The organism is Streptomyces sp. NPDC051921, from assembly GCF_040680975.1.
GTDB lineage: Bacteria > Actinomycetota > Actinomycetes > Streptomycetales > Streptomycetaceae > Streptomyces.
Window position 1 is genome coordinate 146,077 of the sequence record NZ_JBFAXU010000021.1, and the last position, 18,402, is coordinate 164,478.

Sequence of the window (18,402 nt, forward strand, 5' to 3'; positions counted from 1 at the left end):
GGTACTCGGCCCCCCTCAGATGATCTTCTCGCCCTCCCTGGACCCTACCCGTGCCGGGGTGCTGTCGGACGTCGATGTGACGCAAGGCCGGTGTGAGCTGGGTCGCGCAGCATCCTGGCGAACCCCGCGACGGCCCTGTCGAGAGCCGTGGCGCCGGGCGGGGGCCCGCCGTCGAGGTCCTTGGCGGTGAGACAGCACAGGGGCGCCACGCGCGGCCCGCCCATGGACGCGAGCACCGGCTCGAGTCCGCGCATGAGCGGGGTTCCGTGCCGGCGGTCGTGCGCGGTGGCGAGCGGCAGCACGACCTTGCCTGCGAGCGCATGGCGGGGCAGGACGTCGAGGAAGACCTTGAGGAGCCCGGTGAAGGAGGCCTTGTGCACGGGTGTGCCGATGACCACGCCGTCGGCGTGCTCCAGTCGCCGGACCGCCGAGGCGAGGGCCGGATGGCCGGCATCACCGTGCACGAGCGCCTCCGCGGGGAGCGGGCGCAGCGCGAGCGCGCTGACGTGCAGGCCGAGGCGGGCCAGGTGCGGCGTCACCAGGTCGTCCAGGACGCGCTGGGTCGTGGAGGGGGTGGAGGGGCTGGCACAGACCGCCAGCACGGTGCGCCCCGCGGGCCTGGTCATCGGGCCGCCGCCGCGGGGACGGGGATCGTGCGGGCCAGTTCGTTCAGGAGGTAGCCCACGTCCTCGCTCTGCCAGGGGAAGAAGTGGTCCCCGTGCAGCACCCGCATCCCGAGCCACTGCTTCGTGTGCCGTTTCCAGTCGGCGACGAAGTGGGACGGCTGGATGAAGTCGTGCTGTCCTGCCAGGGCGAGCACGGGCACGTCCAGCGGGGTCGCCGCCGGGGCGGGGATGTGCGCCAGCAGCTCGAAGTCCGCCCGGGCCGGGCGCAGCACGAGCTCGCGCATCTTGGGCGATTCGAGGACCTCCGGCGGGGTCTGGCCCAGTTGGCGGATGTGGTCGATGAGAAGGTGCTGGCGTTCGGCGAGGAGGCCGTTCGCCTTGCGGTCGAGGCGGTCCGCCGGGCACATGCCCGAGACGACGAGGGCGGCGGGAGGGGTGCCCCGCTCGCACAGGGCGCGGCACAGCTCGTAGGCGAGCAGGGCTCCCATGCTGTGGCCGAACAGGATGGTGCGCGGGACCGGCAGCAGTCTGTGCTCGCGGGACAGCTCGTCCGCGAGGGGGCGGATCACGTCTGCGGACCGCCGGACCGGCTCCTCCGCGAGGCGCAGTCCGTGGCCGGGCAGTTCGACCGCCCGGAGCTGGACGTTCGGCGGCATCACGGACGCCCAGGACCGGTAGGCGGACGCGGTGCCGCCGGCGTACGGCAGGCAGAGGACGCGCGCGTCGAGGAGGCCGGGGTCGCGCGTGTCCGGGAGGCCGGGGGCCGAGGGCAGGTTGCGCATCCAGGTGCTCATGAGGACTCCTTCTTGCCGGCCTGGCCGGAGCACCCGGCCAGCCGGGCGAGCTCGGTGTGGCCGCGGAACAGGATGCGGCCGTACTGGTCGGGGTCGGTCAGACACGTGACGTGGCCGCCGGGGACGAGGGCCAGGCCGGCGGGGGTGCCGTCGGCGCGGACCGCGTCGACGAAGGCGTGTTCGTCCGTGCGGAACCTGCGGTCACGACGGCCGTTGACGAACTGGACAGGGGTGGTGCAGGCGCGGGCGAGGGCGAGGAAGTCCCGTCGGCCGAGGTCGGCGACGACCTCGGGGAAGGCCTCCATGGCCAGGCCGCCGTGGAGGACGGCGGCGGCCGTGTCGTACGGCAGGAAACGGCGGAAGAGCGCCTCGTTGATCCGTACGGCGCGCTCGCGGCCGACCCGGTCGATCAGCCGGGACATGGCCGTGAACTCGCGGGCCACCCGGCCGCCGGTGCGCGCCGTGGCGCCGTTGACCAGGAGTCCCGCCGCCTCGCTGCCGCCGGAGGCGCCGTAGGCGAGCGTGGTGTACCCCCCGAGGGAGACGCCCGCCACCCAGGGGCGCCGCCCGGTGGCGCGCGCGGCCTCCCGGACGGCCGCAGCGACCTGCTCGACGGCGCCTTCCAGCGTGAACGGGCGCCCCCTGAGGGCGCCGTGGCCGGGCAGGTCGCAGGCGGTGAGGCGGAAGCGGGGGGCGAGCCGGGCCGCATACGGCTGCCACATCCACGCCGACAGCCGGATGCCGTGGACCAGGACGAGCGGTTCGCCGTCCCCCGGACCGGCCGTGTACAGCCCCGGCTCCGTCGGCACGGGGCGCCAGCCGTCTGCCGGGCGCCGTTCGTCGGACATACAACGCTCCCTGAATTTCTCGCCGTGCGGGCACGCATGGGTGCCCCGGTGGTCTGCGGAAGGAAGGTGGTGCGTGCGCTGATTTCGACGGCGCGGGCCTTGCACGGAGGCGGCCGGAATTCACGGGCGCCGACCCGAGGCCAAAGAATTACCGTCGGCAACCCATGCACGCTAACTCGCCAGTAACCAGCGCGCAACAGCTTTTGACGGAGGGTCGCCCCACACCCCGCCATCACCTCTGGATCGTCACGCAGTTCACCCGCCCGTCACTTGACGAAGTACCGCCCCGCTCCTAGGTTAGAACGCGTCGTCTCGTTCTGAACGCAGGTTGGCCCCCCTCTGGGCGCCACCCACGGAACGACGTAGGCAGCCCGACAGCACCGGCCTCACCTGGTGCTTCGACTGCGACAGTGATCAGACGCCACGGGGGATTACATGATCGAGCGAGCCATCGGGCCATGCCCGCCAACCACGACTCACCCTGCCTGTGCCCACCTCACGGGCATGTCGTGCCACTGACGTCCCACCCTTCGCCGGTGGGCAGCCGGCGCCTCTGAGCGTGCCGCTTCCCGGCACTGCCTTTCCTTTTGTTCCGTCGGCCGCCGACGCGCCCGGAACCTCTTTTCCGTACGCAATTCTCCTGTCTCGCGAACGGCAGAATTCAGGCACGCAGATTCGTGCCGCGCACGTCCATGACACCGAAGTCCTGATTGGTGTGGAACCAATGCAGATCGATGCTGTGCACCACCCGGCCACCCCGGCCGAACTCAAACTGTTCACCCATGCCCTGCTGTCGCCGCAGGACGCCTCCTACAACCTCGCCGCGGTCTTCCGCATCACCGGCGAGCCCGACCTGCCGCGGCTGCGCCGGGCACTGGGCCGCCTCGCCGCGGGCATCCGCGCGCTGAACACCACCTTCGAGCAGCGCGACGGCGTCGTCCACGCCGTGTACCGGCCGCACACCGGCGACAGCGACGACCTGGTCCCGGTCACGACCCTGCCGGGCGAGGGCGCCGGGCCCACCGTCGAGCGCCTGACGGCCCTGGCCGACACTCCCCTGCCGCCCGACGCCCCCCGGCAGTACGACTTCCACATCCACCGGGCGACGGACGGCACCTACGTGTCGATGCTCTTCTCCCACCTGGTCGCCGACGGCTACAGCCACTTCAACCTGGTCCACCTGCTCGGCAGGCTCTACGCCGACCCGGACGCCGAACTGCCCGACTCCGTACAGGACTCCCCGTCCCTCCTGGTCGAGCCGAAGCCGGCCCGCGCGGAGGCACTGGCCTTCTACCGGGAACGCCTCAGTCACGTGGACGGCCTCGGCGACGACCGGCTGCGCGGGCACCGCGCGAGCGACGGGACGCTGCTCGGCGAGGAGCGCCGGCTCGACCTCGGTCCTGAGCTCAGCGAGCAGGTGCGCCGCCGCGCCGAGGAGCTCGGCTGCACGCCGTTCACCTTCTTCCTCTCCGCGTACCTGATGACGTACGCCCGGACCACCGGCGGTCGTCACCCGGTGGTGGGCATCCCCGTCGCCAACCGCCACGGACACCGCCAGCGCGCGGCGTTCGGCTACTACGTGAACACCCTCCCGCTGGGCTGCGACCTCACCGCCCACCGCAGCTTCGCCGACCTGTGCCGTTGGGCGGAGGCCTCCAAGTCCGAGATGCTGCGCCACCAGGGCTTCGACCTGTCGGCCCACGTGCACGAGGTGTGCCCGAAGGCGGCGGGCAGCCCGCTGCGGGTGGACCAGACGTTCACCTACTACCGTCAGCCGCTCGCATTCGCCCTCGACGGCTGCACCGTGGAGCAACTCCCGCTGCACAGGCGGATGGTGAAGTACCCGATGTCGATGAACGTCGAGGACCTCGGGGACCGCTTCGTCGTCAACGCGGAGTGCTCCGACGAGCACTGGCACACCCGGCCGCTGGAGGTCATGCGGCATGTGGTCGCCCTCGCGGCGGCCGATCCCGACCGCCCCCTCAACGGCATCCCCGCACTCCCCCCTGCCGCCGAACAGGCCCTGCACGCCCTGGTCAACGCCGACGCCCTGCCCACGGCCGACGAAGGGCTTCCCGCCTCGCTGGCGGACTGGTTCGCGCGGACGGCGGCCGAGCACGCCTCGCGGACCGCGGTCGTCCACGAGGGCACCGCACTCACCTACGGCCTCCTCGACGAGCTGTCCGACAAGGTCGCCGCCGCACTCGGCGCGCGGGCCCCCGGCCCGTACGTGGGTGTCGCCATGCGCCGCGGCCCCGAACTGATCGCCGTGATCCTCGGCGTGCTCAAGGCGGGCAAGGCGTACGTGCCCCTCGACCCGAACTCGCCGTCCTCGCGCATCAGCCGGATCCTCGACGCCTTCCCCGACGGACTGACCGTCGTCGAGGACGAGCACCGCTGGCCGGAGGCGCCCGCACGGTGGCTGGACGCCTCGAGCACGCTCGACACGACCGAGCCGGCCGGCGACGCGTCCCCGGCGACGTCCGCCGACGACGCCGCGTACGTCATCTTCACCTCCGGATCCACCGGCAAGCCCAAGGGCGTCCAGGTCACGCACCGCAACGTCATGGCGCTGATGCGCGCCTGCGAGGGCTCGTTCGGCTTCGGCCCGCAGGACACCTGGAGTCTGTTCCACAGCTACGCGTTCGACTTCTCCGTCTGGGAGATCTTCGGGGCCCTGCTGTACGGCGGCCGGCTGGCGATCGTCCCGGAGACCGTGGCCAAGTCGCCCGAGGAGTTCCGCGGCTTCCTCGTCCGCGAGCAGGTCACCGTCCTGAACCAGACGCCGTCCGCCTTCGGCCAGCTGCTCAAGGTGCTGCGCCCCGGCGACGGCGGCGAACTCGCCGTACGCCACGTGGTCTTCGGCGGTGAGGCACTGCGCTACGCCTCACTGCGCCCCTGGTACGACGTCATGGGCGATCGGGCCCGGCTGGTCAACATGTACGGGATCACCGAGACCACCGTGCACGTCACCTACCACGCGGTGACCCGCGAGGAGGCCGAGACCGAGACCGCGTCCCTGATCGGCCGCCCGCTGCCGCACCTCACGGTGAGCGTGGTGGACGAGGACGGGCACGTCTGCCCGCCGGGCGTGCCCGGCGAGATCGTCGTGGGCGGCGCGGGGGTCACCCTCGGGTACCTCGGCCGGCCGGAACTGACCGCCGAGCGCTTCCCCGTCGTCGACGGGCGGCCCCTGTACCGCAGCGGCGACCTGGGCGTCGTCCGGCCCGACGGGGCGCTGGTCCACCTCGGCCGCATGGACCAGCAGGTCCAGCTGCGCGGCTTCCGGATCGAACTCGGCGAGGTCGAGTCCGCGTTCCTCGCGGTCAGCGGCGTGCAGGAATGCGCGGTCCGCCTGGACGAGCGGGACCCCGAGCACCCTGCCCTCGTCGCCTTCGTCACCGGGGACGCGGCACCGGCCGAGGAGAAGCTGCGCCACGAGGTGCGCCTGCGCCTCCCGGCCTACATGGTCCCCTCGCGCATCGTCAGGACCGACGCCCTGCCCCTGACCATCAACGGCAAGGTCGACACCTCCGCCCTGCCGTGGCCCCAGGCACGGTCCGCGGGATCGCGGTCCGCCGAAGGGACCTCGGTGTCGGAGGACGACACCGCCTCGGCCGTGCGCAGCGTGTGGTCCGAGGTGCTCGGCACCGACGACTTCGGCCCGGACGACAACTTCTTCGACATCGGCGGCACCTCGATGCACGTGGTCCAGGTGCACCAGCTGCTCGTCCAGGACCTGGGCGCCGCCGACCTGCAGATGATCGAGCTCTTCACCCACACCACCGTGCAGCGCCTCGCCGCGCACATCGAATCGATACGAGGGACCACGCATGAGTGACCGTACGACGGACGACGCGATCGCCATCGTCGGCATGGCGGGACGCTTCCCCGGCGCCCCCGGCACCGCCGAGCTGTGGCAGTTCCTCGTCGAGGGCAGCGAGGCCGTCCGCGAGTTCTCGGCCGACGAACTGCGTGCGGCCGGTGTCCCGGCGGACCGCGCGGCGACCGCGAACTACGTGGCCCGGGGAGCCGCCCTGGAGGACGCCGACCTGTTCGACGCCGCCTTCTTCGGCGTCACGCAGCGCGACGCCAAGCTGATGGACCCGCAGCAGCGGATCTTCCTCACCTGCGCCTGGGAGGCACTGGAGGACGCCGGAACGCCCCCGGGTCCCGAGTACGGCCCGATCGGCGTGTTCGCCGGCTCCAGCCTCAGCAGCTACCTGCTGGCCAACGTGCTGCGCTCCGCCGAGTACGCCGACGCCGCCCTGAGCTACCCGGTCCTGCTCGGCAACGACAAGGACTTCCTGGCCACCCGGGTGTCGTACAAGCTCGACCTGCGCGGCCCGAGCATGAGCGTGCAGACCGCCTGCTCCAGCTCCCTGACCGCGGTGCAGCTGGCCTGCGCCGCGCTGGCCCGCGGGGAGATCAAGGCGGCGCTCGCCGGCGGTGTCAGCATCACCTTCCCGCAGACCTCCGGGTACGCCCACCAGGAGGGCGGCATCCTGTCCCGGGACGGCCACTGCCGGCCCTTCGACGCCGAGGCGTCGGGCACCGTCAAGGGCAACGGCTGCGGCGTCGTCGTCCTCAAGCGCCTGCAGGACGCCCTCGACGAGGGCGACCGGGTCTACGCGGTCGTACGGGGCATCGCCGTCAACAACGACGGTTCCGACAAGATCGGCTTCACCGCGCCCGGCACGGCGGGCCAGCAGGCGGTCGTCCGCGCCGCCGTGACCGCGTCCCGCATCGACCCGGCCGACATCGGCTACGTCGAGGCGCACGGCACCGGAACCGCCGTCGGGGACCCGCTGGAGGTCACCTCGCTGGCCGCCGCGCACGCCGCCGTCGGCGGCCCCGCTCCGGGCTGCCTCATCGGCAGCGTCAAGGCCAACCTGGGCCACCTGGACGCGGCGGCCGGCGTCTCCGGCCTGATCAAGGCCGCCCTCGCGCTGTACCACCAGACCGTTCCGCCGCAGATCAACCACACCCGGCCCAACACGCACGTGGCCTGGGACAAGCTGCCGTACACCGTCCCGACGGAGCCCGTGCGCTACACCGACGCCGCCCCGCTGAAGGCGGCCGCCGTCAGCGCGTTCGGTCTCGGCGGCACCAACGCGCACTGCGTGCTCTCGGCACCGCCCGCCCCGACCGCGCCCGCTCCGGCCGAACCCGGTGTGCGCTACCCGATCGTGATCAGCGCCCGCACCGTCGCCTCCCTGCGGCGACTGGCCGACACCCTGGCGCAGCGGATCGCGGACGGCCCCGAGGCGATCGAACTCGCCGACCTGGCGTACACGTTGACCGCCGGCCGGTCCCTGCTCCCGGTGCGGCACAGCTTCACCGCCGCCACCCTCGACGAGGCCCGCGCCGCCCTGGAGGCACTGGCCTCCGGCGGCGAGCCGGACACCACCCCGGTCACCTGGCAGGGGCCCACCCGGCGCAAGATCGCCCTCCCCGGGCAGCCGCTCGACCCGCAGCGGTACTGGATCGAGCCCGACGCCCCGCAGGGCGCGGACGCGCCCGAGCCGGCCGCCGCACCCACCCGGAAGCCTGCCGCGGCCGACGCACGGTCGGTCCTGGCCCAGGTCCTCGCGGTCGTCGCACAGCACCTCGACGTCCCGGACCTCTCCGCCGACGCCGACTTCTACGACCTGGGCGGCGACTCCATGCTCGCGGTCGAGGTCGTCACGGCGCTGTCCGAGGAGTTCGACCTCGACCTGGACTTCGACGTGTTCTCCACCCTGCGCACCCCCGAGCAGATGGCCGGCCGGATCCACCAGGCCCTCGGCGGCACGGAGGACCCGCGGCACGGCGTGCTCACCCTGCGCGAGGGTCAGGGCCGCGCGCTGCACATGGTGCACCCCGCGGGAGGCACCAACTTCATCTACGCCGGTCTCGTGGACCACTCCCGCTCCTCCGTGCCGCTGCGCGCCCTGTCCTTCCCGGTCCAGGACCCGCCGGCCACCCTCCGCGACCTGGCCGCCCTCTATCTGGAGCGCGTGCGGCGCGATCAGCCCACCGGCCCCTACCGCCTGGGCGGTTACTCCTTCGGCGGCAACGTCGCCCTCGAGATGGCGCTGCAGCTCCAGGCGGCGGGCGAGGAGGTCGAGACCCTCGTCCTGCTCGACAGCTACCCGCCCGAGACGTACGTGGGCCGCCACCTGACCGACGAGGAGTTCGCCGACGCGTTCCCGCTGCTCCTGAACGCGGTCGGGGACAGCAAGCTGGACCTCGACGCGCTGCGGGAGAAGGGGTTCTTCCGCATCTGGAAGCACAACTACGACCTGCTCAAGGGGCACTACCCGGACCGTGCGTTCCAGGGCGACATGGTGCTGCTGCGCGCCGAGGAGGCGGGCGGCACGCTCGACCTCGACACGGCGCTGCGGATGAACCTGGTCGACAAGTCCTTCTGGCAGGCCCACGTCACCGGCACGGTGACGCAGGACAAGGTCCTGGGCGACCACTTCTCCATGTTCGAGCCCGGTGAGCGGATCACCAGGCTGGCCGAGGCGTTCGACACCGCCGTGGCCCCCTTCGACGAGGCCGACGCGGCCGGGGAACGGTGAGGCGCATGCACTCCTACGGCTCCTACATCGCGGGGCAGGACGTCCCCTCGGACCGCTGGGTCTACACGGTCCGCGCCTCGGCGATGCTCACGGACATGATGGGCTCCATCCGGCTCAAGCGGGACCTGGAGCAGGGCCGACTGGCACCCGAGGAAGCGCCGGCATCGGTCATCGGGCGCTGCTCGGTGGGCGACGCCACCGACATGGAGGCGGCGCTGCGCGGTGCGGCCGGCGCGGTTCCCACATGGGCGGCCGCTCCGCTCGACACCCGGCTCCGGTTCGTCGCCGCGGTCCACGAGCTGACCCGGAGCAAGCGCGACGAGATCGTCGAACTCCTCATCGCCGAGGGGCATCCGCGGGCCCTGGCCGAGTGGGAGACCACCGGCATCATCGCCAACACGGCTCCCAGCACCCGCGCCTACCTGGCCGAGCAGCTGGAGCACCGCACCGTCGTCGGCCCCCGGGAGCTGATCGTCCGCCGGGTCGCCGACGGCGTGGTCTGCCTCAACCCTCCGCAGAACGCGACCGTCGCCAACTCCGTCCTCGGGGTGTGGGCGCTCGCCGCCGGCAACGCCCTCGTGGTACGCGCCCCGCTGAGCGCCCCCCTCGGGGTGCTGCGCATCGCGCACGAGCTGCTGATCCCCGCCCTGCGCGAGGTCGGCGCCCCGCCGGAGGCCCTGTCGGTGGTCTGCGCCGAGGCCGGGCAGACGCTGCGGCAGTGGCTCGACAGCCCGCACGTGAACGACGTCATGTACTTCGGCGGCAGCGAGCAGGGCGTCGCCTTCGGCGCCGAGTGCGTGGCCCACGGCAAGAAGCCGGTGCTCGAACTCGCCGGCAACGACACCTGCGTCGTCTGGGACGACGTGGACGTGGACCTGGCGGCCGAGGCGCTCGCCGAGGCCTTCTACGGCTCCGGGCAGATCTGCATGGTGCCCAACTGCGCCGTCGTCCACCCCTCGATCGCCGACGCGCTGATCGAGCGGCTCGTCGAGCGGGTGCGCGACATCCGCCCGGGCCTGCCCGAGGAGCCGGAGGCGCTCCTGTCGCCGGTACGGCGCACCGAGGCGTACGAGGAGATCCTGAGGGACGCCGTCGAGCTCGGCGCGAGGGTCGTGACGGGCGGCCGGCGGCTCGGCCTGGACGGCACGCCCGACCCGGTCGGGGGTGTGTTCGTGGAACCCACGGTGGTGCGCGTCGACGGGCTGAAGGCGGCCCGGAACGTGCGCGCCGTCCGGGAGGAGACCTTCTTCCCGCTGCTGCCCGTCGTCGTGGCCGACGACGTGCCCGAGGCCGAACTCCTCGACTCCGTCGTGGACTTCGTCAACACCAACGCCTACGGCCTGCGCAACTCGCTGTGGGCCCGGCACGCGGACGTCATCGACGGTTTCGTCCGCGGGGTCCGCAACGGCGGCCTGCTGAAGGTCAACGACTCCCACATCGGCTTCCTGCCCGTGCTGCCGACCCACGGTGGCACCGGCCTGACCGGCGGCCCCTGTGGCGAGGCCAACTACCCGGCGCTGCGCACCAGTCACGTGCAGGGGGTGAGCATCGCCTCCGGGATCCGTCCCACCGAGGCGGTCTTCGCCGCGTCCGTTTCCGAGGAGGCCCGGTGAACCTCACCACCACGCACCACGACCGGTCGGCGCTGCGCTGCATGGAGACGGCCCGGGAGGCCTGCGCCAAGGCCCTGCCGGGCCTGGCGGAGGAACTGCGCGACCTCCCCCTGGCCGAGCTGGAGAGTGCGGGCAGCCCCGCCCTCGACGCCTTCAAGCGGGCCGGCGGCGCCGGACTGCTGGTGCCGATGACGTACGGCGGCGGCGGCGCGACCGCCCTGGAGGCCGTACGGGTCGCCCGGGCGCTCGGCGCGCTCTCCCCCTCCCTCGCCGTGGCCACCGCGATGCACAACTTCTCCGTCGCGTCCCTGGTCGCCCTGGTCGCGTCGAGCGACGCGAGCGGCCTGGAATGGATGCTGATCGAAGGCATCGCCCGGGACAGGCTGCTCGTCGCCTCCGGCTTCGCCGAGGGCCGCACCGGCGCCAGCGTCCTGGACTCGGCCGTGACGGCACGGCCGGCAGGGGCCGGCGGCTACGTGGTGAACGGGTCCAAGAAGCCGTGCAGCCTGTCACGGTCCATGGACCTTCTCACCGCCGGCGTGGCGATCCAGCAGCCGGACGGCTCCTCGCAGTTGGGCGTGGCGCTGATCCCCGCCGCGTCTCCGGGCATCACCCGCCGTCCGTTCTGGGGCGTGCCGTACCTGGCGGGCGCGGAGAGCGACGAGGTCGTCCTCGAGGACGTGCACGTTCCCGAGGAGCTCATGCTGCGGCCCGAGGTCGAGCTCGGCACCGGCCTGGACACCCTGCAGACCGTCGGGTTCGTCTGGTTCGAGCTGCTGGTCACGGCTGCCTACACCGGTGCGGTGGGGCGGCTCGCCGAGGCCGCGCTGCGGGCGGGCCGTGGCAGTGCGACGGACCGCGCGGCCGTGCTCGTCGCCGTCGAGGCGGCCGCGGGGCTGGCCGAGAACGTGGCGCACGTCGTGGACTCCGGGACGATCGGCAACACGGAGCTGGCCGCGGCGCTGACGGCGCGCTTCGCCGTCCAGGACCTGCTGGTCCGGGCGGCGGACCAGGCGGCGGAGCTGCTGGGCGGGGTCAATTTCGTCACCTCCCCGGAGGTGGGCCATCTGCTGGCCGTCAGCCGGGTCCTGGCCTTCCACCCCCCGTCCCGGTCGTCGAGCGCCGAGGCGCTGCTCGACCACCACGCCGGCGCGCCGCTGCGCATCGCATGACGCCGCGTCCGTCCCACCGCCGAGACCGATCCAGGAGGCAACGATGAGCGGCCGCGAGGCCACGGTCGACGGCAGGAGCACCGCCGACCTCTACAAGACCCATCTCAGCAGCGGACGGGGCCGGCTGGGCGAGATGTTCGGCGGTCACGTCGAGGCGTCCTCGTCCGGGGCCCGGGTGTCCACCGAGGACGGCCGTTCCTTCCTCAACTGCGGCGGCTACGGCGTCTTCCTCACCGGCGCCTGCCACCCGCGCGTGGTCGAGGCGGTGGAGCGCCAGGTCCGTACCCACCCGCTGTCCACCCGGATGCTGCTCGACCCCGCCGCCGGACGGGCCGCCGCCGCGCTGGCCCGCATCACCCCTCCGGGCCTCGACCGGATGCATTTCAGCGGTTCCGGCGCCGAGGCGGTCGAAGCGGCGCTGAAGCTGGCCCGCAGCCACGGCCGGCACCGCATCGTCGCCATGCGCAACGGCTACCACGGCAAGACGCTCGGGGCCCTGTCCGCGACGGGCAAGGACCTCTACCGCACCCCGTTCCTGCCGCTGCTGCCCTCGACCACGCACGTGCCGTACGGGGACGCCGCGGCCCTCGCGGAGGCGCTCGGCGCCGACGCCTCGGACGCCGTCGTGATCCTGGAGCCGGTGCAGGGCGAGGCGGGCGTGGTGATCCCGCCGGAGGGCTACCTCCGCGAGGTGAGCGACATCTGCCGCCGGCTGGGCGCGTTCCTCGTCCTGGACGAGGTGATGACCGGCCTGGGGCGCCTGGGCACCTGGTGGGGCGCCGACCGGGAGGGCGTCGTGCCCGACGTCCTGCTGGTGGGCAAGGCGCTCAGCGGCGGGGTGATCCCCGTCGCCGCCACGGTCGCCACCGAGGAGGCCTTCGCCCCCTTCGACCGCGACCCGTTCATCCACACGTCGACGTTCGCGGCCGCGCCCGTGGCGATGGCGGCCGTGGAGGCGGCGGTCGGCACGATCCAGGAGGAGGGGCTCGTCGACCGTGCCCGCACCCTCGGCGAGCGGATCCTGTCCGCGCTGCGCGAGGCCGTCGCGCAGCACTGCCCCCACCTGGTGCGCGAGGTCCGCGGTGCGGGACTGCTCATCGGCGTCGAGTTCCAGGACCCGGGCCTGGCCGGGGAGTTCCTGCTGGAACTCCTGCACCTGAACGTCATCGTGAACCACTCGCTCAACGCCCACGCGGTGGTGCGCCTCACCCCGCCGGCCGTGCTCGACGAGGCGGACGTACAGGAGCTGACGGCCGCGCTGCACGCGGCGGCACGCGCCCTGGGCGAACGCTTCTCCAACCAGAAGGGAACCTGCTGACATGCGGTCGGTCCACCTGACCCACCACTCCTCGAACGTCACGGCGCGGGACGCCTACGCCCGCATCGGTGACTTCGCGCGCTACCCCGACCTCGTCGACACCGTGCGCCGGGTCTCCGTCCGGCAGGACGCCGGCGACGGCGTTCTCCTCAGCGACTGGGAGGTCGACTTCCGCAACGGCGTCCTCGCCTGGGAGGAGGAGGACGTCTTCGACGACACCGCCATGACGATCGCCTTCCGCCAGATCCGCGGCGACTTCGACACCTTCGACGGCCGGTGGCTGGTCACCACCGAAGCGTCGGGGTGCCGGGTGGAGTTCAGTGCCGAGTTCGACTTCGGGCTGCCGACCCTGGCCAACATCGTCGACCCGGTCGCCGAACGAGTGCTGCGGCAGACCATCGGCCACATCCTGCACGCCCTGATCGGCGGGCAGGAGGTGGCTGCCTGATGGACCCGGTCAACCGGTTCGAGACCCGGACGACCTTCCGGCTGCTGCGCGCCGAGTACCTGGTCGGCATGCTGCTGAGCGCGGGACTGCTCGTCGCCCACTGGGACGAGGTGCGCTGGCCGGTAGCCGTCGCCCTGTTCGCGTACATCGACGTCCTGGGGTACCTGCCCGGCGCGTTCGCCCACCGCAGGGCCCGCGGCGGGCGGGTGCCCAAGGCGTACTACATCCTCTACAACACGATGCACAGCTGGCTGACCGCCGGCGCCGTGGTCGCGCTGTGGGCCTGGCTGGTGGGTCCGGAGTGGGCGCTGCTGGCCGTCCCGCTCCACCTCTGCGGCGACCGCGGGCTGCTCGGCAACTTCTTCAAGCCGTTCAGCGTGCCCTTCGAGCCCGAGGTGCACCCGGCGTTCGCCGCCTTCGAGAAGGAGCTGCACCGGCCCGCGGCCCCGGCGGGCACCGCGGGAGGCGGGGCCCGATGACGGCACCCGCGGCGCCGGACGTGCTCGGTCTCGTCGCCGCCCACGCGGACCACCCGAGTGGGGTGCTCGCCCTCAACGCGGGAACGATCCGCCGGCCCGGCACGAGCGTGCCGGGGGTCGTCGCCTACCGCCGAGGGCGGCGGCACACCGTTCAGTTCGCGGGGCCGTTCGCGGCCCCGGCGGACCGGGACCGCCTCCTCGAGGAGTTCCTGGGGGAACTGGCCGGGGGAAGCGGCAGGCCCGCCCGGCTGACGTCCGCGCAGCTCCGTGCCGACGACGTCGCCCGGTACGAGGCGCACGGCTTCCGCGTCAACCAGATCGGTACGTCGTACAGCGTCGACCTGGAGCGTTTCACGGTCCGCGGGAAGGCGCTCGCCAAGGTGCGGCAGAACGTGTCGCGCGCCCGCCGCGAGGGCGTGGTCGTCACGGAGGAGGACTCCCTGGCTCCACAGCCCGAGCTGGACGCCATCGACGCGGCGTGGCTGCGCGCCAAGGGGAGGCACGTGAAGGAACTCGACTTCCTCATCGGGGAGCGCGGCGGGCTCGCGGCGCCCCTGCGGCGGACCTTCGTCGCACGGGTCGAAGGCCGCGCGGTCGGCTACGTCACGTACTCCCCCGCCTGGGGCGACAGACCCGGCTACCTGTACGACCTGACGCGCCGCTCGCCGGCGGCACCCGTGGGCACGGTGGAACTCGTCAACCTGACCGCGCTGGAACGGTTCCAGGCCGAGGGCGTGGGCTGGCTCCATCTGGGCCTGACCCCTTTCGCGGGGCTGTCCGACGCGCACGCCCCGGCATCCGCGTCACCGGTGCTCGACCGCGCCCTGCGGTGGATCGCCGAGCACGGCAAGGCCGTGTATCCGGCCCGCACGCAGGAGGCGTTCAAGCTCAAGTGGGCGCCGCACGTGATCGAGCCGGAGTTCGCCGCCTTCCAGGGCGGTCCGACGCCGGGCAGCGTCTGGAACCTGCTCCGCATCACCAACTCCGTCTGAACCACGCCTTGCACGCCCGCTCCCCCCTTCCCCTCCCCCTTCCCCCCTTCCCCTCCCCCCTTCCCCCTCCCTCTCCCCTGCCCCCTCCCTCTCCCCCCTCATCTCACCTCACCCCTCACCCCTCACCCCACTCGGAGGAACCCATGTCGCACATCCAGCCCGTCGAGACCGACTGGGACCGGGCGCCCGGCGTCCTGGAAGGGGCGGCCGACCTCGAACTGACCCCGCAGCAGTGCGACTTGCCGTACTGGCTGGAGCACGTCGCCGGCACGATGCTGCGCCGGCTCTCGGACGGCACCGTGAAGGACGCCGGGCCGACCGACCTCGTCCGCAACCCCGGCCCGCTGCGCGACGCGGTCATCGACGAGTTCGCCTTCCGTCACCTCGCCGAGGAGAAGGCGACGCGCGCCCTGAGCTTCCTCGTGCACCACGCGCCCGACTCCACGTGCCTGGAGTTCTTCACCACCCAGCTGGTCGACGAGGCCCGGCACGCGAGGGCGTTCCGGGACCACCTGCTCACGCTGGGCGTACCCGCGGAGGACCTGGCCCGGACCGTCGAGGAAGTGGCCGGCCAGGCCGCCGCCGACGTGCTCGACCCGCTGGAGGAGTTCGGCCTCACCGTCCTGCGCGACCAGGGCGACTTCTACGGCGGAGTCCTCGTCCTGACCGTGCTGGTCGAAGGCGTGCTCGCGCCGGCCGCGGAGCTGAGCGAGCGCAAGTGGCGGCTGCTCGACCCGGGCGCGGCACTCGTGGAGCGGGGCGCCAACATGGACGAGATCCGGCACCTGGCGGTGGGCAGCGCGATCGTCCGGCAGCACCTGATCGACCGCCCCGAGGAGCAGGGCCGACTCCTCGACGTCATCCGGCGCGGCCGCGAACTGTGGACGAACCTGCCCATGGAGCGTGTCCTCCACCGGCGCGAGAGCCTCTTCCAGGAAGGACTGCGGGACGCCGCCGCCCTCCTCGGCGACTACGAGGTGTGGGAGGGCCGCCGGCTCGTCGACACCACCGCCGAGGAGCGCATGGCCACGGCCGAGTCCTGGTCGGCGCGCACCCAGGACACCCGGCTGCGGTACATGCTCCTCGACGGGGCCGTCGGATGACGGAGCGGCGCACCCTCACCGACGAGCTCGTGGTCCCGTACCCGGACGGCTCCGGCGGCGAGGGCCGGATCGTCGCGCGGGTGACGCGCCCGGAGACGGGGCCGACGCAGGCCGTGGTGCTGCTCTGGCCGGCCCTCGGCGTCTCCGCGTCGTACTACGCGCCGCTGGGCGAGGAGCTGGCCCGTCAGGGCTACGCGACGGTCGCCGTCGACCTGCGCGGTCAGGGGCGGTCCCGTCCCCGCTGCGGACGCGGCACGCGCCACGGCTACCAGGAGTTCGCCGCACAGGACTGGCCGCGGCTCGTGCGGACGGTACGGGCGCTCTTCGCGCCCGGCACGCCCGTGCACCTTCTCGGCCACAGCATCGGCGGCCAGGTGTCGCTGCTGTACGTCGCCCGACCGGAGGCCGACGTGGACGGTCTGATCCTGGTCGCCTCGGGAACCGTGCACCACCGCAGTTTCCCGGGCGCGCGCCGTGTGGGAGTGCTGCTGGGCACCCAGCTGGCCGCGCTGCTGAGCGTCGTCCTCGGGTACTACCCCGGGCACCGGCTCGGTTTCGGCGGCCGTCAGGCCGGTGGCGTGATGCGTGACTGGGCCAGGATCGGACGGACCGGCAGATTCGAGCCGACCGGCGCCGACATGGACTACGAGGGGGCCTTCGCCAAGGTCCGGCTGCCCGTGCTCGCGGTGTCGGTGGCCGGCGACACGCTGGCCCCGCCGACGGCGGTCGACGCCCTGTGCGACCGGCTCACGGGCTGCACGGTCGAACGCGTCCACCACACCCCGGCCACCCCCTCCCTGCGCGGCCACACCCGCTGGGCACGCGACGCGCGGGCGGTGGCACAGCACCTCACCGCCTGGCTGCGCCAGGTGTCCGCGTACCCCGGTCCGGGGCACTAGCTGAGCGGGCGCGGACCCCGGCGGGGTCCGCGCCCGCGCGCCTTCACGGCGCGGGCCGCTGTCCCAGCGGCCGGGCCGGCAGGCGGAAGCCGTCGAACAGGTCGTCCATGCCCCGCAGGGCCAGCCGGGTCGGGGTGGCACGGACCGCGAGGTCGCGGGCCGCCACGGCGAGCGGGTGCCGGAGGGCGCCCAGCCGGCCGACCCGGCGGGCGCGGACGCGCACGGCGTCGGTGCGGTCACGGCGGGCGGCCGTGTACGCGGCGAGCGCCGCCGGGATGCCGGCGTCCGCGCCGTCACCGCTGTCCCCGGCGGGCATCAGGTGCGCGAGGACCACCGCGTCCTCGACGGCCTGGCAGCCGCCCTGGCCGAGGTTCGGTGCCATGGCGTGGGCGGCGTCGCCGAGCCAGGCGATCCGGCCGTGGTGCAGGCGCGGGAGCGGGGCGGCCAGCTCGTGGAGGTCGTGTCGCAGGACGTCGGCCGGGGCGAGCCGGTCGACCAGGTCCAGCAGGTCCGGAATCGGGTCGTGCCACGAGCCGAATCGTCGGCGGAGTTCGGCGCGGGGGTCGGACGACCGTGTGCCGGGCGGAACGGCCGCGGTGGCGTAGAGGTAGAACCGGCCGTCGGAGAGCGGGGTCACACCGAACCGCTCGCCCCGCCCCCAGGTCTCGCTCATGGCCGGTATCCGCAGGTCCGGAGCCTCCACGAGGGCCCGCCAGGCGGTCTCACCGAGGTAGCGCAGGCCGGGGTGCGCGGGAAAGAACGCGCGTCGCAGCGGGCTGTGGATGCCGTCAGCCGCGACGACCAGGTCGACGGGCAGGTCCGGACCGGTCTCCGTACGCGGGACCGGTCGGCCCCCGGGATCGTCGACGCCGGTCACGGCGGTGCCGTGGCGGAGGGCCTCCGCCGGCAGGGCGGCGGCCAGGGCGTCCGTGAGGGCCGGGCGCGGGACGGCGATCGGCGGCATCCCGTAGCGCGCCGCGAGGTCGGCGGTGGCGGTCCGGGTGAGCCACCGGCCGTCGGAGCGACGCACACCCATCGTGGCGGGCACGGCGCTGCCGGTGACCTGGGTGACGTCGACGCCGATGGCGTGGAGTGCGCGCAGCGCGTTGGGGGCGAGGCCGATACCGGCCCCGGTGACGGGGGGTTCGGGGGCGGATTCGCAGACGGTCACGTGCCATCCGCGGCGGTGCAGCGCCGCCGCGGCCGTGAGGCCGCCGATCCCCGCTCCGACCACGACCGCACGACGTCTCGGCATGGAGCCGCTCTCCCTTCGGTCCGGGCACGAGCCGCCGCCGTGGAGCCGCGGCCGGTCCACGCCGACTTCGGCGCACCGCGTGACCTCCGTCCGCGGGCGACGGTCACGCCGCCGCCAACTCGACGTGCGCCACCTCGCATTGTGGCAGCCGCCGCCGGGCAGGGAGGCCGGCCCCCGCCGCCTGCCCCGGCTCCCGGCTCCCGGCTCCCGGCTCCCGGCTCCCGGCTCCCGGCTCCCGGCTCCCGGCTCCCGGCTCCCGGCTCCCGGCTCCCGGCTCCCGGCTCCCGGC

The 18,402-nt window shown here is 73.4% G+C and carries 14 protein-coding genes; 10 read left to right on the forward strand and 4 right to left on the reverse strand.

The genetic code is table 11. The features are described 5' to 3' along the window. Positions 1-44: 44 nt before the first annotated feature. Genes AB0M16_RS26370 through AB0M16_RS26380 form a run of 3 tightly spaced genes read right to left on the reverse strand, consistent with a single transcriptional unit; the run spans position 45 to position 2,268 of the window. Positions 45-626, reverse strand: coding sequence for an NAD(P)H-dependent oxidoreductase (locus tag AB0M16_RS26370; protein ID WP_365347031.1), 582 nt, complete (start codon positions 624-626; stop codon positions 45-47). Then, complete coding sequence (locus AB0M16_RS26375) at positions 623-1,420, reverse strand: alpha/beta fold hydrolase (protein ID WP_365347033.1); 798 nt, start codon at positions 1,418-1,420, stop codon at positions 623-625. The genes AB0M16_RS26370 and AB0M16_RS26375 overlap by 4 nt, the downstream gene beginning before the upstream one ends. Then, positions 1,417-2,268, reverse strand: coding sequence for an alpha/beta hydrolase (locus AB0M16_RS26380; protein WP_365347035.1), 852 nt, complete (start codon positions 2,266-2,268; stop codon positions 1,417-1,419). The genes AB0M16_RS26375 and AB0M16_RS26380 overlap by 4 nt, the downstream gene beginning before the upstream one ends. A 724-nt stretch (positions 2,269-2,992) precedes the next feature. On the opposite strand from AB0M16_RS26380, the gene AB0M16_RS26385 reads away from it, so the two are divergent. The 10 genes from AB0M16_RS26385 (at position 2,993) to AB0M16_RS26430 (ending at position 16,858) form a co-directional block, all read left to right on the forward strand. Continuing rightward, positions 2,993-6,109, forward strand: coding sequence for an amino acid adenylation domain-containing protein (locus AB0M16_RS26385; RefSeq protein WP_365347037.1), 3,117 nt, complete (start codon positions 2,993-2,995; stop codon positions 6,107-6,109). Next, positions 6,102-8,834, forward strand: coding sequence for a beta-ketoacyl synthase N-terminal-like domain-containing protein (locus tag AB0M16_RS26390; protein ID WP_365347038.1), 2,733 nt, complete (start codon positions 6,102-6,104; stop codon positions 8,832-8,834). The genes AB0M16_RS26385 and AB0M16_RS26390 overlap by 8 nt, the downstream gene beginning before the upstream one ends. Positions 8,835-8,839: 5 nt before the next feature. Beyond that, positions 8,840-10,447: an aldehyde dehydrogenase family protein gene (locus tag AB0M16_RS26395; protein ID WP_365347040.1), complete on the forward strand. Its 1,608-nt coding sequence runs from the start codon at positions 8,840-8,842 to the stop codon at positions 10,445-10,447. Then, entirely contained in the window at positions 10,444-11,619 is a 1,176-nt protein-coding gene (locus AB0M16_RS26400; RefSeq protein ID WP_365347042.1) for an acyl-CoA dehydrogenase family protein, read from the forward strand. Before AB0M16_RS26395 ends, AB0M16_RS26400 begins: the two co-directional genes overlap by 4 nt. Positions 11,620-11,662: 43 nt before the next feature. Continuing rightward, positions 11,663-12,937 carry an aminotransferase class III-fold pyridoxal phosphate-dependent enzyme gene (locus AB0M16_RS26405; RefSeq protein ID WP_365347044.1) on the forward strand — a complete coding sequence of 425 codons (1,275 nt, stop codon included), beginning with the start codon at positions 11,663-11,665 and terminating at the stop codon, positions 12,935-12,937. Position 12,938: 1 nt separating this feature from the next. Beyond that, positions 12,939-13,385 carry an SRPBCC family protein gene (locus AB0M16_RS26410; RefSeq protein ID WP_365347046.1) on the forward strand — a complete coding sequence of 149 codons (447 nt, stop codon included), beginning with the start codon at positions 12,939-12,941 and terminating at the stop codon, positions 13,383-13,385. Continuing rightward, positions 13,385-13,864: a hypothetical protein gene (locus AB0M16_RS26415; protein WP_365347048.1), complete on the forward strand. Its 480-nt coding sequence runs from the start codon at positions 13,385-13,387 to the stop codon at positions 13,862-13,864. The genes AB0M16_RS26410 and AB0M16_RS26415 overlap by 1 nt, the downstream gene beginning before the upstream one ends. Then, on the forward strand, positions 13,861-14,856 hold the full coding sequence (locus AB0M16_RS26420) for a DUF2156 domain-containing protein (RefSeq protein ID WP_365347050.1): 996 nt from the start codon (positions 13,861-13,863) through the stop codon (positions 14,854-14,856). Before AB0M16_RS26415 ends, AB0M16_RS26420 begins: the two co-directional genes overlap by 4 nt. Before the next feature lie 143 nt (positions 14,857-14,999). Continuing rightward, the gene (locus AB0M16_RS26425) at positions 15,000-15,959 is read left to right on the forward strand and encodes a VlmB-like protein (protein WP_365347052.1); all 960 of its coding nucleotides are present in this window, start codon (positions 15,000-15,002) and stop codon (positions 15,957-15,959) included. Further along, positions 15,956-16,858, forward strand: a complete 903-nt coding sequence (locus AB0M16_RS26430) for an alpha/beta fold hydrolase (protein WP_365347054.1) — start codon at positions 15,956-15,958, stop codon at positions 16,856-16,858. Before AB0M16_RS26425 ends, AB0M16_RS26430 begins: the two co-directional genes overlap by 4 nt. Before the next feature lie 43 nt (positions 16,859-16,901). Here the strand turns inward: AB0M16_RS26430 and AB0M16_RS26435 are convergent, their stop codons facing one another. Beyond that, positions 16,902-18,113 (reverse strand): FAD-dependent monooxygenase, encoded by a 1,212-nt coding sequence (locus AB0M16_RS26435; protein WP_365347056.1) that lies wholly within the window; start codon positions 18,111-18,113, stop codon positions 16,902-16,904. Positions 18,114-18,402 lie beyond the last annotated feature (289 nt).

Coding starts and splice junctions, on each gene's coding strand:
- AB0M16_RS26370 (WP_365347031.1), bottom strand. CDS start 626: ATGACCAGGCCCGCGGGGCGCACCGTGCTGGCGGTCTGTGCCAGCCCC.
- AB0M16_RS26375 (WP_365347033.1), bottom strand. CDS start 1,420: ATGAGCACCTGGATGCGCAACCTGCCCTCGGCCCCCGGCCTCCCGGAC.
- AB0M16_RS26380 (WP_365347035.1), bottom strand. CDS start 2,268: ATGTCCGACGAACGGCGCCCGGCAGACGGCTGGCGCCCCGTGCCGACG.
- AB0M16_RS26385 (WP_365347037.1), top strand. CDS start 2,993: ATGCAGATCGATGCTGTGCACCACCCGGCCACCCCGGCCGAACTCAAA.
- AB0M16_RS26390 (WP_365347038.1), top strand. CDS start 6,102: ATGAGTGACCGTACGACGGACGACGCGATCGCCATCGTCGGCATGGCG.
- AB0M16_RS26395 (WP_365347040.1), top strand. CDS start 8,840: ATGCACTCCTACGGCTCCTACATCGCGGGGCAGGACGTCCCCTCGGAC.
- AB0M16_RS26405 (WP_365347044.1), top strand. CDS start 11,663: ATGAGCGGCCGCGAGGCCACGGTCGACGGCAGGAGCACCGCCGACCTC.
- AB0M16_RS26410 (WP_365347046.1), top strand. CDS start 12,939: ATGCGGTCGGTCCACCTGACCCACCACTCCTCGAACGTCACGGCGCGG.
- AB0M16_RS26415 (WP_365347048.1), top strand. CDS start 13,385: ATGGACCCGGTCAACCGGTTCGAGACCCGGACGACCTTCCGGCTGCTG.
- AB0M16_RS26420 (WP_365347050.1), top strand. CDS start 13,861: ATGACGGCACCCGCGGCGCCGGACGTGCTCGGTCTCGTCGCCGCCCAC.
- AB0M16_RS26425 (WP_365347052.1), top strand. CDS start 15,000: ATGTCGCACATCCAGCCCGTCGAGACCGACTGGGACCGGGCGCCCGGC.
- AB0M16_RS26430 (WP_365347054.1), top strand. CDS start 15,956: ATGACGGAGCGGCGCACCCTCACCGACGAGCTCGTGGTCCCGTACCCG.
- AB0M16_RS26435 (WP_365347056.1), bottom strand. CDS start 18,113: ATGCCGAGACGTCGTGCGGTCGTGGTCGGAGCGGGGATCGGCGGCCTC.